Here is a 14,745-nt window from a genome sequence, read left to right as displayed (position 1 = left end):
CTCCGCTCAGCGCCAGCTGGGGAGCCACAGCTGGTCGTTCCAGTGCTCCGGGGTGATCGGCAGCGCCGTGAGAATCGGCCACAACCACACGAAGTTCGCGATGACGAGCCCGACATACAGGCACACCACGAGCAGCCCGGTCGTCCGTCGTTCCGTCGAGGCGTGCGGCGACCCGAGGATGTCGCCGAGCACCAGCGCGACACCCATCACCAGGAACGGCGCCATCGGCACCGCGTAGAAGTAGTACATCTGCCGGTCGAGGCTCGCGAACCACGGGAGGATCCCCGCGCCGCATCCGGTGAGCACCGCGGCCCACCGCCAGTCGCGGCGGACGAGCAGCTGCCACAGTCCCCATCCGAGCACCGGCACCGACACCCACCACAGCGCCGGCGTTCCGATCAGCATCACGGCCTTGACGCACTGCTCGGCGTCGCATCCGCTGATCCGCTCGCCGTCGGCGAAGTAGTACAGCATCGGACGCAGGCCCATCGGCCACGTCCACGGCTTCGACTCCCAGGGATGCTGGTTGCCGGCCGAGTTCGTCAGGCCGGAGTGGAACTCCAGGACGCTCGCGCTGTAGTACCAGAGTGACCGCAGCGCGTCGGGCACGAACGAGAACATCCCGTCGTGGCCGATCCGCGAGCCGACCGCGTGACGGTAGACGCCGGTCTCGCTCGCGAACCACGCCCAGTAGGTCGACAGGTACACCCCGAGCGGGACGAGCACGAGGGCATACAGTGCCGGGCCGATGTCGCGCAGGGCCGTCCCGATCCACGGTCGCTGCACCCGGTACGCGCGACGCGTCGCGAGGTCGAAGGCCACGGACATCAGCCCGAAGAACGCGATGAAGTACAGGCCCGACCACTTGGTGCCGACCGCCAGGCCGAGCAGAATGCCCGCGCCGAAGCGCCACCAGCGCACACCGAAGCGCGGACCCCACACACTGTCGAGAACACGGCCCTCGGCATGGACCCGGGCCATCCGGGCGCGCACGTCGTCGCGGTCGACGATCAGGCATCCGAAGGCGCCGACGACGAAGACCGCCTGGAAGATGTCGAGCATGCCGAGGCGGGACGACACGAAGGTCACCCCGTCGACGACGAGCAGCAGACCGGCGATCGCGCCGAGCATCGTCGAGCGGGTCAGCCGCCGCACGATCCGCACGACCAGCAGGACGAGCACGACGCCGGCCGCAGCGGCCGAGAAACGCCAACCCCACGCGGTGTATCCGAACAGTGCCTCGCCGAGCGCGATCATCTGTTTGCCGACGGGCGGATGCACGACGAGCCCGTAGCCGGGATTGTCCTCGATCCAGCCGCCGGTGAGCACCTGCCAGCCCTGCGGGGCGTAGTGCTTCTCGTCGAACACCGGCGTCTTCGCATCGGTGGGGTAGCTGAGCATCGTGAACCGCGTGATCGCGGCGAGCGCCGTGACGAAGGCGGTGACGATCCAGCCGCGCGCCCGATCTTCCGGAAGGGGCTCGGGTCCGGGCACCAACGGGCCTGGACCGATGAGGCGACGATCCTGCGCTGCCGACGGACCACGGCCGGGGGCCTGTGAAGGGCTGCGGTCCGTCACGGTCACGTTCCGATCGTAGGCTGAGCCGTATGCAGGCAGCCAAACCGGTCCACGGCGCGAATCCGGGAGAGGGCCGGCTCGTGCTGGCCGCCACTCCGATGGGAGATATCGGTGACGCCTCGGCGCGTCTCCGCGACGCTCTCGGCACCGCCGACGTCATCGCCGCCGAGGACACCCGGCGCACCAAGGCACTCGCCGCGGCGCTCGGCGTCACCATCACCGGGCGGGTCGTGAGCTTCTACGATCAGGTCGAGGTGTCGCGACTGCCGGGCCTGGTCACCGACATCGAGGAGGGCCGCACCGTCCTGCTCGTCACCGACGCGGGCATGCCGTCGGTGAGCGATCCCGGCTATCGGCTCGTCGCGGCATGCGTCGAGACCGGTCTGCCGGTGACCTGCCTACCCGGCCCGTCCGCCGTGACCACCGCCCTCGCCCTGTCGGGCCTGCCGGTCGAGCGGTTCTGCTTCGACGGGTTCCCACCCCGCAAACCGGGCCAGCGACGCGCGTATTTCGGCACGCTCGTCCAGGAGCCTCGCGCCGTGGTGTTCTTCGAGGCGCCGCACCGGCTCGCGGCCTGTCTGGCCGACGCCGTCGACGTGCTCGGCGGTGACCGTCGCGCCGCCGTCTGCCGCGAACTCACCAAGACCTACGAGGAAGTGCGCCGCGGCACGCTCGCCGAACTCGCCGAGTGGGCCGTCGAGGGCGCGCGCGGTGAGATCACCGTGGTGCTCGAAGGGGCGGTTGCCGTGGCCACCGACCCCGTCGACCTCGTCGACGAGGTGGAACGGAAGGTCGAGGACGGGATGCGGCTGAAGGACGCCTGCGCCGTCGTCGCCGAAGCGGCGTCGACGTCGTCCGGTGCGACGGTCTCGAAGCGCGAACTGTACGACGCGGTGCTGGAAGCGCGTCGCGACTGACGCGGTGCTGGAAGCGCGTCGCGACTGACGCGGTGCTGGAAGCGCGTCGCGACTGACGCGGTGCTGGAAGCGCGTCGCGACTGACGCGGCCTGCCGCCCACCGATCGAGAAGAACGCATATCGGACGCGCCGCGGGGTCCGGGGACATTGCGTGCCACGGAAGCCTAGACTCTGCCGGGTCCCGAGCGCAGACGTCACCGGCACCGGCCGGTCGGACGCTGTCGGGGGCTTCGGACGATCAGGAGGACGCGGATGGATTCGGTGAACGATTTCCTCGTCGAGGTGGGCGGGGTGGTGTGGGGGCCGTACCTGCTCATCCCGCTGCTGTTGGGCACGGGCCTCGTGCTCACGATTCGGCTGAAGGGCATCCAGTTCCGCAAGCTGTGGCCCGCACTGCGGCTGGGTCTGATCACCCGCCACGACGAAGGCGCCACCGAAGGCGACATCTCCCAGTACCAGGCACTGACCACCGCGCTCGCCGCGACGGTGGGCGTGGGCAACATCGCCGGTGTCGGCACCGCGATCTACTTCGGCGGGCCCGGGGCGCTGTTCTGGATGTGGGTCACCGGCCTGGTCGGCATGGCCAGCAAGTACTCCGAGGCGTTCCTCGGCGTGAAGTACCGCACGACCGACGCCAAGGGTGAGCAGAGCGGTGGTCCGCAGTACTACCTCGCCCGCGCCATCCCCAACAAGGCCGGTCTCGTCCTGAGTCTGCTGTTCGCGGTGTTCGCCGTGCTCGCCAGCTTCGGCATCGGCAACATGACCCAGGCCAACACCGTCGCCACCCAGCTCGACGGCACCTTCGGTGTGCCGACCTGGCTCAGTGGCATCGTGATGACCGTGCTCGCCGCGGCAGTCCTGCTCGGCGGCATCAAGTCCATCGGCAGGGTCACCGCCGGCTTCGTGCCCGCGATGATCCTCCTCTACGTCGGCGCCGGCATCATCGTCCTCGCGGTCAACTTCACGCAGATCCCCGATGCCTTCGCGCTCATCTTCACCGATGCCTTCACCGGCACGGCGGCCACCGGTGGCTTCATCGGATCGGTCTTCATGATCGCTCTGCGTTACGGCGTGGCGCGCGGCATCTTCTCGAACGAGTCGGGCATGGGCAGCGCGGCGATCGCCGCCGCGGCCGCCCAGACCACCCACCCGGTGCGTCAGGGCCTGGTGTCGATGACCCAGACGTTCATCGACACGATCATCGTCGTCACCTTCACCGGTCTGGTCATCGTCACGACCGGAGTCTGGGAGTCCGGCGAGCAGGGCGCCGCGATGACATCGGCCGGCTTCGCCGACGGACTCGGTGGGGACTGGGGTCACTGGATCGTTGCCATCTCGGTCGTCTTCTTCGCCTTCTCGACGATCCTCGGCTGGTCGTACTACGGCGAGCGGTGCGTCGAGCGTCTCGTCGGTCGCCGCGGCGTGGTGCCCTACCGCGCGATCTTCGTGATCGTGGTGTTCATCGGTGCCACCACCCAGCTCGAGGTGGTCTGGAACTTCTCGGACGTGATGAACGGCCTCATGGCGCTGCCGAACCTGATCGGTCTGCTGGTGCTGTCGGGTCTGATCGCGCGGGAGACGAAGGCCTACCTGGATCGCGATCCGTATCTGTTGAATAGCCCCGTCGCGACGGACGATCCCGACGTCGTGAAGTAGGCCGGGGATACGCGAAAAGCCCCGCGTGATGCGGGGCCGAACGTATGTGGAGCATGCCTCCACGCCGACCCGGAACTACCCCTCGTCAGTCCCTATCGGCGTGGAGGCCCCCGCCCCACACTGCAAGGCCGAACCTTGCGTGGTCACCACTCTTCCTCGTCTTTGATGGGGACGAAGAATACCGACCGGCGCGGAACCGGTATCATCCCTGCTCAGACGTGGTGAGGAATTTTTCCGCAGCGGATGTTTGCAGGCGGGGAACGGGAGCACGAAGGGCGCGGAACGGATGTCAGAGACCGGCGGAAAGCCTGGTTCGGCGCAGCGTCAGTTCTTCGCCGACCAGTTGCGCATGCTGTTCGCCGCAGCCGGTCGTCCCGCCCTCAAGAAGGTCGTCTCGGATGCCGCGACCGTCGCCCGGGCGGTGGGCAGCGACCGGACCGTCTCCGTACAGCGGGTCAGCGACTGGCGCAGCGGCAACCGGATGCCGGCCAACTTCGAGTCGGTGCATCCGGTGCTCGTGGTCCTCATCCGCGCGGCGCGGGAGCTCAACGCCGAACCGCCGGCCCCCGGTCTGTACTCCCTGAAGCAGTGGGAGAACTGGTGGAAGGCCGCGCGCGGCCAGGCGAACGCTCCGCGCACCAAGGAATCGGCATCGGTATCGGTGCCGCCCGGGATCCGCCCTTACAAGGGACTCGCCTCCTACCGTCAGAACGACGCCCGGTTGTTCTTCGGGCGCGCCCAGAGTGTGCGGACCCTCGCCGACGTGGTGACGGCCTCCCACGGGCAGGGCCCGGTCGTGGTGACCGGTGCCTCCGGCGTCGGCAAGTCCTCGCTCGTCCAGGCCGGTCTCATTCCCCAGCTGTGTTCCGCGCCGGACTGCCACCCGGTGGTCCTCACCCCCGGCACCGACCCGGTGGCACGACTCGTCGACGCGCTCCCCGAACTGACCGACGTCGGCGACCCCGCCGACCACACCGCCGTCCACGCGGCCCTGCTTGCCGCGACCTCCCGTACGTCGTCGTCCTTGCTGCTGATCGTCGTCGACCAGATCGAGGAACTGTTCACCCAGTGCAGCGACGTCGCTCTGCGCACCGAGTTCCTCACCCTCATCGAGACGGCGTCGACCGGTTCGGACGGCGACGCGCCCGCACTCGTCGTCGCGACGATGAGGTCGGACTTCTACGACCAGGCAGTGGCCACTCCCGTGCTCGCCCGGGCCCTCGAACGGCGGACCAAGACCGTCCAGCCCCTCGACCGCGACGATCTCGTCGAGGTCATCACCGCGCCCGCCAAACTCGTGGGTGTCCGCCTCGAACCAGGTCTCGTCGACCTCATCCTCCACGACCTCACCGGACTGGCCGACGGTGAGATCAGCGGCACCGAGCTTCCCCTGCTGTCCCACCTGCTCGACTCCCTGTGGGACAAGCGCAGCGGGGGCACGCTCACCGTCGCCGCCTACCGCGCGACCGGCGGGGTCCGCGGATCCGTCGCCGCCGGCGCCGAACGAGCGTGGGAGAGTCTCGCCGACGATTCCGACCGTGCCCGTGCCCGCTCGATGCTCGTCCACCTGGTGTACGTCACCACGACCGGCACGGACGTCAAGATCGCGCGGTCGCTGAACGAACTGCTCGCGGTCGGCGGGGAGGATCGCGACGCGTCGAAGCGCGTCCTCGACCATTTCGTGTCGGCACGTGTGCTCGTCGTCGACGCCGACTATGTCGAACTCATCCACGATGCGGTGATCGACGCGTGGCCCCGACTCAAGTCCTGGATCCAGCAGGACCGCGCCGGTGCCGCCCTGCGACAGCAGATCGAGGCCGACGCGTCGACCTGGCTCGGCTCCGGACGCAACCGCGAGCTGCTCTACCAGCGCGGACGCATGGACGTCGTGTCCGAGCAGAATCCGCACCTCGCCATGGCGGGCACTCCCGAGGGCCGGCGCGGGCCGGTCGCGCTCAGCCCCATCGCGGTGGCCTTCCTCGACGCCTCCCGGCGGCAGATCGCCCGCGAGACCCGGACCCGGCGGGTCGGCATCACCGCGATGGCGCTGTCCACGATCATCGCGTTCGTCATGACCGGACTGGCCTGGGACGCGAAGAGCCGGGCCGAGACGGCACGGAGCACCGCGCAGTTCCAGCAGATCGTCGCGCTGTCCGACTCCCTGCGGGACAAGGACTCCACGATCTCGGCGAACCTGGCGCTCGTCGCGGCCGAACTCCAGCCCGACAGCCCGGTCGCGTACTCGAGGCTCATCGCCAGCCAGGCCGTGCCCCTCGCGTACACACTGAGCGGACACACCGGGCCGGTGTACGGCGTCGTCGTCTCCCCCGACGGGGCCACCCTCGCGTCGGCGAGCGATGACGGCACCGTCCGCCTGTGGGCACTCGACGGCGACGAACCGTCCGCCGTGGGCGAGCCGTTGCGGTTGTCGTCGAAGTACATGGCGTCCGTCTCGTTCAGCCCCGACGGCCGTTTCCTCGCGATCGGGGCAGGTGACGGCGGTGTGTGGATCTACGACGCGTCCGATCGTGCCGCGCCGCGCGTGGTGCTCGACCGGCAGGTCTACGCCGACGGCGCCGTGCACAACGTGCGGTACTCACCCAACGGGCGGGTGCTCGCCGTGCCCTACGACGACGGGCACGTCGCACTCGTCGACACCTCGGATCCCGGATCGGGCCGGTTCCCCGTCACCTTGGTCGACGAGCACGACGGTGGTGTGCGGACGGTGGCCTTCCGTCCCGGTGGGCAGGTCCTCGCCACGTCGAGCGACGACCGCACCGTCCGGCTATGGGACGTGAGCACGCCCTCGCGGCCGGTGCCGCTCGGTGAGCCGCTCACCGGTTTCGGCGACGTGGCCCATTCGGTGAGCTTCAACGGCGACGGCACGATCCTCGCGGCGAGCAGCGACGACGGTGTGCTGCACCTGTTCGACACCACCGATCCGCGCGCGGCCCGCCCGCTGGGGGTGCCGACGAACGCCCACACCGGCGGTGTCTGGAACATCGCGTTCCTCCCCGACGGACGCACACTGGCGAGCGCGTCCTGGGACGGCACCGCGAAACTGTGGGACGTCGACCCGTCGACACGAACCCTAGACGAGATCGGCCCGCCGCTGACCGGGCACGGAGGCGGTGTCCCGACGCTCGCGGTGAGCCCGACCGGGACCACCGTCGTCACCGGCGGACAGGATTCCAACGTCCGGGTGTGGACGATGCCGCAGACCCGGATGGCGGTCGCCGACGGAGCGCTGACCAGGCCGGCGATCGATCGTGCCGGAGCCCTCGTCGCGACCGGCAGCTACGGACCGGATGTCACGCTCTGGCGGGTCGATCAGGGCGGCGACTGGAACCGCGCCGGTGGGATCGCGTTGCCGCGCCCGCTCGGCGGTGCGTACGTGTGCGCGCTCTCGCCCTCGGGCACGATCCTGGCCACGGCACCGACCTCCGGCGGCAGCGTGCAATTGTGGGACGTGCGCGATCCGGCAACACCGAAGCCGTTCGGCGATCCGGTGCCGCTCGACACGAGGTTCACCTCCGCCCTGGCGTTCGGACCCGACGGCACGACCCTCGTGACCGGCGCCGACGACTCCACGGTGCAGTTGTGGGACATCGCGGATCCCGCCGAACCGGTGCCGTGGGGCCAGCCGCTGACGGGACCGAAGAATCTCGTGCGCAGTGCTGCCATCAGCCCCGACGGCCGAAGTCTCGTGGTCACGAGCGCCGACAGCGAGATCTACGCCTGGAACGTGACCGATCCGCGCTCCCCGACACGGGTGAACGTCTCGGACGGGCACGCAACCGGCGTGAACACCGTGGCCTTCGGCGGGTCGAGCGACGTGCTGGTGACCGGCGGGGACGACCACGACGTGGTGGTCTGGGACCGCACCGAGTCCGGTGACTTCGTCGCCCGCGAGACCCGGTTGAGCGGCCACACCGGCACGGTCTACTCCGTCTCCATCACCCTCGACGGCACCCGCGCGGTCAGGCGGCAGCGACGACGGCACTGTCCGTCTGTGGGACGTCGCCGACCCGGGCGGCATGCACGAGATCGGTGGCCCGGTCACCGACATGGGAACGGGACGATGGCAGGTGACCTTCGCGCCCGACAGCACCATCGTCGCCGCCGGTGGCGACGGTCTGCTCCGCACATGGGGGCTCGACGCCGATGCCGTCGTAGCCCGCATCTGCCGTTCCACCTCGGTGCGACTCGAGGAGGTCCTCGACCGTTACGAGTTGCCGTCGCCTCCCGACGAGGTGTGCTGAACGGCTGCCCGCGCGTCGCCGAGCGCGAGGATGCTGGCGGCCTTGTCGAGGCATTCCTGCCATTCCGCGTCGGGATCGGAGTCGATGGTGATGCCGCCTCCCACACCGAGCGCGCACACGCCGTTGCCGCTGTCGTCGTGCCCGAACTCGACGGTGCGGATCGCGACGTTCAGTTCGGTGCCGGCGATCGGACTCGACATGCCGACGGTGCCGCAGTAGACACCTCGCGCGGAACCCTCCCACCTGGTGAGCAGCGTCCGGGCGCGGAGTTTCGGGCAGCCCGTCACCGATGCGGGCGGGAACGCCGCGTCGAGCACATCGGCGACCGTCACACCCGGTCGCCGCTCCGCCGCGACGGTGGACACCAGATGCCACACGCCGGGTGCGGGACGCACGGTCAGAAGATCCTCGACCCGCACCGAACCGGTCTCGGCGACGCGGCCGAGATCGTTGCGGACGAGATCGACGATCATCACGTTCTCGGCGACGTCCTTGACCGATGCCCGTAGCCCGGCGGGGTCGGCGGAGAGGGGGAGGGTGCCCTTGATCGGACTCGACCGCAGCGTGTCGCCGTGGAGGGAGACGAACAGTTCGGGCGAGAGCGACGCGACCGCACCCCACGATCCCTGCAGGTAGGCGGCGCGCGGAGGGTCAGTCCGGGAGATCCCGTCGGCGAAGAACGCCAGCGGATCGCCGTCCCATCTGCCCGTGAACCGCGTGCACACGCACGCCTGGTACACCTCGCCGGCGCGGATCGCGTCGAGACAGTGTTCGACGCCGCGGCGGTGCTCGTCGCGAGGCGGTGGTGTCCAGTCGATGTGCCAGTCCGTGGCGTTCGTCGACTCTGTGGCGTTCGTCGGCGGGGCGGCGGTCGACGGTGAATCGAGGACTGCCGCGGCGAGATCGTCGGGGCAGGGTGCGGTACCGAGGGTCTCGTACCACCAGCACCCGTCGGCGTCGAGACGCAGGACAGTGTCGGTCCACCCGCTCGCGGCGAGGGGCAGCGCGGGTCGGTCCGGGATGCGATCCGGGTAGGCGAGATAACCGATGCGCCCGCCTCCGATGAGCGGCCGGTCGTCACTGCGCTGGAAGCGCCGATCGGCACCGCCGGGCCCGGGAGCGTCCGCGGGGAGGGAGAAGACCTCTGCCGGTGGGACGGATTCGACGGACACGGACGGGACGAGCACGGCCGCCGCCCCGAACCATTCACCCGACAGTGCCGCCGGGGCGGGGATCGCGAGGATCCTGGCGCGTTCTGCGAGTGCACCGAGCACGCGATCGACGGTGCCGCCGCGGCCGAGTCGTTCCATCCGCATGGCGTCAGCTTGTCATGTCTGGTCGGAAGCATCGGGACGAGCCCGGAGATGCGTGAGCTTGTCGGGATTGCGGACCACGTAGACGCCGGTGATCAGGTGGTCGTCGATCTCGAGGTGCAGCACCATGTCGAGGACACCTGCCGAGTAGACGAGGAAACCGGGCATCGAGTTCACCACGGCCGGCTCGATGGTCATGTCGGGCAGCGGATGCCGGACCAGTCCGAGGAACAGGCCGGCGACCTTCGCGGAGCCGAAGATCGGAACTCGGGCCGCAGTGACCTTGCCGCCACCGTCGGCGAGGTACCGCACGTCGGGAGCCAGCAGCGACAGCAGTCCGTCGAGGTCGCCGGTGGTGGCCGCGGTGAGGAACGCCGCGACCACCCGGTCGGTCTCGTCGCCCGCGGGAGTGAAGCGTCGCTGCCGGGCATGGACGTGCTCGCGGGCGCGGTGCGCGATCTGCCGGACGGCACTCTCGGTACGGTCGACCGTCTCGGCGATGCGCCCGTACTCGAAACCGAACACCTCGCGCATCACGAAAACCGCGCGTTCGACGGGCGTCAATGTCTCGAGCACCAACAGCATCGCGGTCGACACCGACTCGGCGAGTTCGACCTCGGCGGCTGCGTCGGGGGCGGTGAGCATCGGCTCGGGCAACCACGGCCCGACGTAGTCCTCCCGGCGGCGTTGCGCCGAGCGCAGCGAGTTCAGCGCCTGACGCGTCACGATCTGCGCCGCGTAGGCCCGCGGATTGTCGACGCTGCCGGTGTCGGTGCGGGCCCAGCGGATGTAACTCTCCTGCAGGACGTCCTCGCTGTCGGCGACACTGCCGGTGATCTCGTAGGCGATCGAGAACAGCAGTCCCCGATGCTCGGTGAAGACGTCGTCGCCGGTCATACGTGAGCCTTCTCGCGTGCGGCGGTGTCCGGTCCGCGTCGGGACGGCAGGGCACGTCCGCGCGCCTGGAGTTGCATGGTGTGGATGGTCCCACGAACGACGGCTTCCTTCACCGGTGCTGCGAGCCGACCGCGCAGGGCCCACCTCGACGGGGTGTCGTCGCGTGCCGACAACTGCACGACGCCGCGATCGCGGCCGAGAGAGATGCAGGTCGTGACGAAACCGAGCGAGAGCGGTGCCGGCTTGCGTCCCTGCAACAACTGCCACACCGTGTCGGCGCCGTGGATGCCGAGCGGCATCGCCGCCTGGCAGCTCATGCGCAGGTGGTCGTTGCCGTCCACCACCACTGCGTCGCCCACGCCGACGACCGGCATGCCGTCGCCCACGCCGACGATCGGCGAGCCGTCGACCGCCTGCAGGGTGTCGCGCACCCGGAGACGACCGTCGTCGTCGACCGGCAGGCCGCTGCGACGGGCCAGGTCGGGCACGGAGAAACCGGCCGTGCGGACCACGAGGGTCGCGGGGATCTCGGAGCCGTCGTCGAGGACGACCGAGCCGTCGTCGATGCGGGCGACCCGCGTTCCCGACCGGACCTGAACGCCCAGTTCGTCGAGCCGGTGGCGGATGTAACGCTGCGTGTTCACAGGAAGGGCCGCCCCCGGATCGCCGACGAGGACGAGGGTGTGCCGCGGATGCGACTGTGCGAGTTCGGTGACGGTCTCGAGACCGGTGAGCCCGCCACCGATCACGACGACGGAGGCGTGATCGTCCGCCTCGATGAGCGCGTCGCGCAGGGCAGTGGCGGAGTCGAGGTCGGCGACGGAGAACGCCTTCTCCGCACCGGGGATCGCGCCGGAGCCCGTGGTGCTGCCGACGGCGTAGACCACCGCGTCGCATGGCAGGACCGTGCCGTCGGCGAGGGACACCGCGTAGGGCTCGATCCGTACGGCCGTGCCGACGTGCAGCGTCACCCGCGGGTGCAGGAGATCGGACAGTTGGTGTGTGGCGGTTCCGGATCCGGCCGCCACCTGGTGGAGCCGGACGCGTTCGACGAAGACCGGTCGCGGGTTCACGACGGTGACCGCCACCTCGGGGTGTTCGGCGAGCAAGCGGTTCGCAGCCATCACTCCGGCGTAGCCCGCCCCTACGACCACCACATGGAATTGCGTCGTCATCGCTCTGTTCCCTTCGCTTGTCGGAAGTGGTGTCACCGATAGGACACCGCTCGTGGCAGGGATGTGACACGGCGCCACCGCGAATTCCTGTGACGCCCGTCTCCTGCTGTCGACCTCGTCGGTGATCGATCCGGTCAGCGACCGACCGTGCGGAATTCCGTTGTCAGCGAGGCGGTCTCGGCCGCATCCCGACCGGCGTGGAAGCCGTCGGCGTCGACCCCGCGGCTACGCGAGTCGCGGGTGACGGGGAACAACCGCCGGAACTCGGTGTCGACGGCGTCGGAGCGTCTGGCGAGGATGGGTGCGAGTTTCGTGATGGGCATCTGCGCGTCGGCGGCGGCGTGGGCGGTGGCCCGGACGTCCGCCTCGCGGAGACGTTCGCCGATCCGGTGCGCGTAGCCGGTGAGGAAGGCGCGGCGGAAGGAGGTCGCGGACGATCCGCGCCGCCCCGCCGTTCCGGCCGCCTGCACGGCCCGTCCGGCCTGCACGAGCAGCGAGGTGTACAGCATCTCGGCCTGCTGCAGGTCGGTGGCGGTACCGACGATCGTCGCGATCTGCACCCGGGTGAACCACACCGTGCGCACGCGGTTCGCGTCGCCGATGGCGGTGAGGAGCAGGACCTTCTCGCGGATGTACGGGCTGTCGAGGTGGATGCGCCGGCCGACGACCGGGTCTGTGCCGGAGTCGGGTCCGGCCAGCAGCGCCGCACCCACGGCGTGACGCGAGACGAGTTCCTGCGCCTTCGCGGTGAGCGCTTCGGCCTCGTCGGGGAAGTCGGTGGACTCGGCCTTCGACAGCAGTGCCCGGATGCGTTCGAGGATCCGGGTGTCGGGCGGGGCGGGCGCAGACGGGTCGCCGGACCGGACGGACGGCCATCGCGACGGCGGGGGTGTGAGGATCGCGAAGGACGGCAGGTACTTCCAGGTGAAGGCGAGCCCTTCGATCTCGAAGCGGGTGACGTCGGGGAACGCGCGGAACAGACCGTCGGCCAGGGTCGGGGCTCCGGCGGCGTGGGCCGGACGCGGGTGCCGGCGGGTGATCTCGTCGAGCTGCCGTACCCACTCGACGGGGGCGCGTTCGGCCGCGCGCCGGATCTGCGCGTCGAACAGCATCGTGGCCGCCGTCAGTGCGACATCGGAGGGACCACCCGAGCGGGCCGTCACGTGGAGCACGTCGGCGGGCTGCCATCCCCGCTCGTAGGCACCGCCCAGCTCGGCGAGCAGGGAGTGCTCGTTCAGGCCATCGGATCGAACATGTGTTCTATCGCTGCGCATGCGCCGCAGTGTGGCGCACGGCACCGACAGGTTTGCGCGGCGACGGAGAACACGCAGGTGAAAGCTCTCCGTCGCCGGATCGGACGCTCAGTCCTCGTCGACGTAGCGCGGGAACACCGGTGCCGGGGCGGGCAGGGTCGTGCCCGGAGCCAGGCGGGTCGCGACGGCGTCGAACTGCCGTGCCTCGGGTGTCTGACCGAGGAGATCGAGGATGTTCGCGGCGGCATCGGGCATCACCGGCTGGACGAGCAGACCCACGATCCGAACGACCTCGAGCGTGACGTACAGGACCGTCGCCATCCGCTCGGGATCGGTCTTGCGCAGCACCCACGGCTGCTGCGCCGAGAAGTAACGGTTGGTCTCGCCGAGGACGTGCCAGATCGCTTCGAGACCGAGGTGCAGGGCCTGCGCGTCGAACTCGGCGCGCACCTTCGCGAGCAGCGCGTCGGCCTGGGCGAGCATCGCCTCGTCGTCGGCGGTGAACTCGCCCGGCGTGGGCACGGTGCCCTCGAGATTCTTCGCGACCATCGTCAGGGAGCGCTGCGCGAGGTTGCCGAGGTCGTTGGCGAGATCGGCGTTGATGCGGGTGACGATCGCCTCGTGGCTGTAGCTGCCGTCCTGGCCGTAGGAGATCTCGCGGAGCAGGAAGAAGCGCAGCTGGTCGAGGCCGTACCGGTCGACCATCTCGAGCGGGTCGACGACGTTGCCGACCGACTTCGACATCTTCTCGCCCTTGTTGAACAGGAAGCCGTGGACGAAGACCCGCTTCGGCAGTTCGAGCCCCGCCGACATGAGGAAGGCCGGCCAGTAGACGGTGTGGAACCGCGTGATGTCCTTGCCGATGATGTGCAGGTCGGCGGGCCAGTAGCGGCGGTAGGACTCCGATTCGGTGTCGGGGAAGCCGGCGCCGGTGAGGTAGTTGGTCAGCGCGTCGACCCACACGTACATGACGTGATCGGGGTGATCGGGGACCGGCACACCCCAGTCGAAGGTGGTGCGGGAGATCGACAGGTCCTTCAGGCCGCCGGAGACGAAGCTGACGATCTCGTTGCGGCGGGTGGCCGGGGCGATGAAGTCGGGCTGCTTCTCGTAGAGCTCGAGCAGCTTGTCCTGATAAGCCGACAGCCGGAAGAAGTAGGTGGACTCCTCGGTCCACTCCACGGGGGTGCCGGTGTCGGTGGAGATCCGCGAGCCGTCTTCGAGCAGGGTGGTCTCGCCGTCGGTGTAGAACGCCTCGTCGCGGACCGAGTACCACCCCGCGTAGGTGTCGAGGTAGATGTCGCCCGAGTCGACCATGCGCTGCCAGATCGCCTTGCTCGCCTCGAGGTGATCGGCGTCCGTGGTGCGGATGAACCGGTCGTACGAGATGTTCAGCCGCTTGTCCATGGCCTCGAACACGTCCGAGTTGCGGGACGCGAGTTCGGTGACCGGGATGCCTTCCTTCGCGGCGGTCTGCTGCATCTTCAGGCCGTGCTCGTCGGTGCCGGTCAGGAAGCGCACGTCGAAGCCGTCGAGACGCTTGAACCGCGCGATCGCGTCGGTCGAGATGTACTCGTAGGCGTGCCCGATGTGCGGGGCGCCGTTCGGGTACGCGATCGCGGTCGTGACGTAGAACGGCGGGCGGGTGGGATCGCCGGCAGCCGGGCGGGAGGAATCAGGCGCAGTCATGGTGG

At 69.6% G+C, this 14,745-nt stretch carries 8 protein-coding genes and 1 pseudogene; 3 read left to right on the top strand and 6 right to left on the bottom strand.

The window, feature by feature from the left end; translation table 11 throughout:
* Nucleotides 1-6: 6 nt before the first annotated feature.
* Nucleotides 7-1,584, bottom strand: coding sequence for a dolichyl-phosphate-mannose--protein mannosyltransferase (locus tag ACQR3U_RS14275; RefSeq protein WP_372477609.1), 1,578 nt, complete (start codon nucleotides 1,582-1,584; stop codon nucleotides 7-9).
* A 23-nt stretch (nucleotides 1,585-1,607) separates the two neighbouring features.
* Here ACQR3U_RS14275 and rsmI point away from each other — a divergent pair, with 23 nt between their 5' ends.
* The 3 genes and pseudogenes from rsmI to ACQR3U_RS14260 form a co-directional block, all read left to right on the top strand.
* The gene (rsmI, locus tag ACQR3U_RS14270) at nucleotides 1,608-2,495 is read left to right on the top strand and encodes a 16S rRNA (cytidine(1402)-2'-O)-methyltransferase (RefSeq protein ID WP_071934491.1); all 888 of its coding nucleotides are present in this window, start codon (nucleotides 1,608-1,610) and stop codon (nucleotides 2,493-2,495) included.
* A gap of 252 nt (nucleotides 2,496-2,747) precedes the next feature.
* Nucleotides 2,748-4,151 carry an alanine/glycine:cation symporter family protein gene (locus tag ACQR3U_RS14265; protein ID WP_230810726.1) on the top strand — a complete coding sequence of 468 codons (1,404 nt, stop codon included), beginning with the start codon at nucleotides 2,748-2,750 and terminating at the stop codon, nucleotides 4,149-4,151.
* Nucleotides 4,152-4,437: 286 nt separating this feature from the next.
* Nucleotides 4,438-7,983: pseudogene (locus ACQR3U_RS14260) on the top strand (WD40 repeat domain-containing protein); the annotation flags it as partial.
* A 393-nt stretch (nucleotides 7,984-8,376) separates the two neighbouring features.
* On the opposite strand, the gene ACQR3U_RS14255 reads toward ACQR3U_RS14260, so the two are convergent.
* The 5 genes from ACQR3U_RS14255 to metG all read right to left on the bottom strand — a co-directional run bounded on the left by ACQR3U_RS14255 (nucleotide 8,377) and on the right by metG (nucleotide 14,740).
* Nucleotides 8,377-9,729: an aminodeoxychorismate synthase component I gene (locus ACQR3U_RS14255; protein ID WP_071934493.1), complete on the bottom strand. Its 1,353-nt coding sequence runs from the start codon at nucleotides 9,727-9,729 to the stop codon at nucleotides 8,377-8,379.
* A gap of 12 nt (nucleotides 9,730-9,741) precedes the next feature.
* Complete coding sequence (locus ACQR3U_RS14250) at nucleotides 9,742-10,623, bottom strand: RNA polymerase sigma-70 factor (RefSeq protein WP_039583783.1); 882 nt, start codon at nucleotides 10,621-10,623, stop codon at nucleotides 9,742-9,744.
* Entirely contained in the window at nucleotides 10,620-11,798 is a 1,179-nt protein-coding gene (locus ACQR3U_RS14245; RefSeq protein WP_230810727.1) for an NAD(P)/FAD-dependent oxidoreductase, read from the bottom strand. The genes ACQR3U_RS14250 and ACQR3U_RS14245 overlap by 4 nt, the downstream gene beginning before the upstream one ends.
* 134 nt (nucleotides 11,799-11,932) lie before the next feature.
* Nucleotides 11,933-13,072 (bottom strand): DUF2786 domain-containing protein, encoded by a 1,140-nt coding sequence (locus ACQR3U_RS14240; protein WP_051121661.1) that lies wholly within the window; start codon nucleotides 13,070-13,072, stop codon nucleotides 11,933-11,935.
* 87 nt (nucleotides 13,073-13,159) lie between these two features.
* On the bottom strand, nucleotides 13,160-14,740 hold the full coding sequence (gene metG, locus ACQR3U_RS14235; protein ID WP_006553813.1) for a methionine--tRNA ligase: 1,581 nt from the start codon (nucleotides 14,738-14,740) through the stop codon (nucleotides 13,160-13,162).
* Nucleotides 14,741-14,745: the final 5 nt, after the last annotated feature.

The organism is Rhodococcus sp. IEGM1339 (assembly GCF_050321925.1).
GTDB classification, from domain to species: Bacteria; Actinomycetota; Actinomycetes; order Mycobacteriales; family Mycobacteriaceae; genus Rhodococcus; species Rhodococcus pyridinivorans.
The sequence above is the reverse complement of the archived record's forward strand: the minus strand, read 5'-3'. Positions and strand labels throughout refer to the sequence as shown.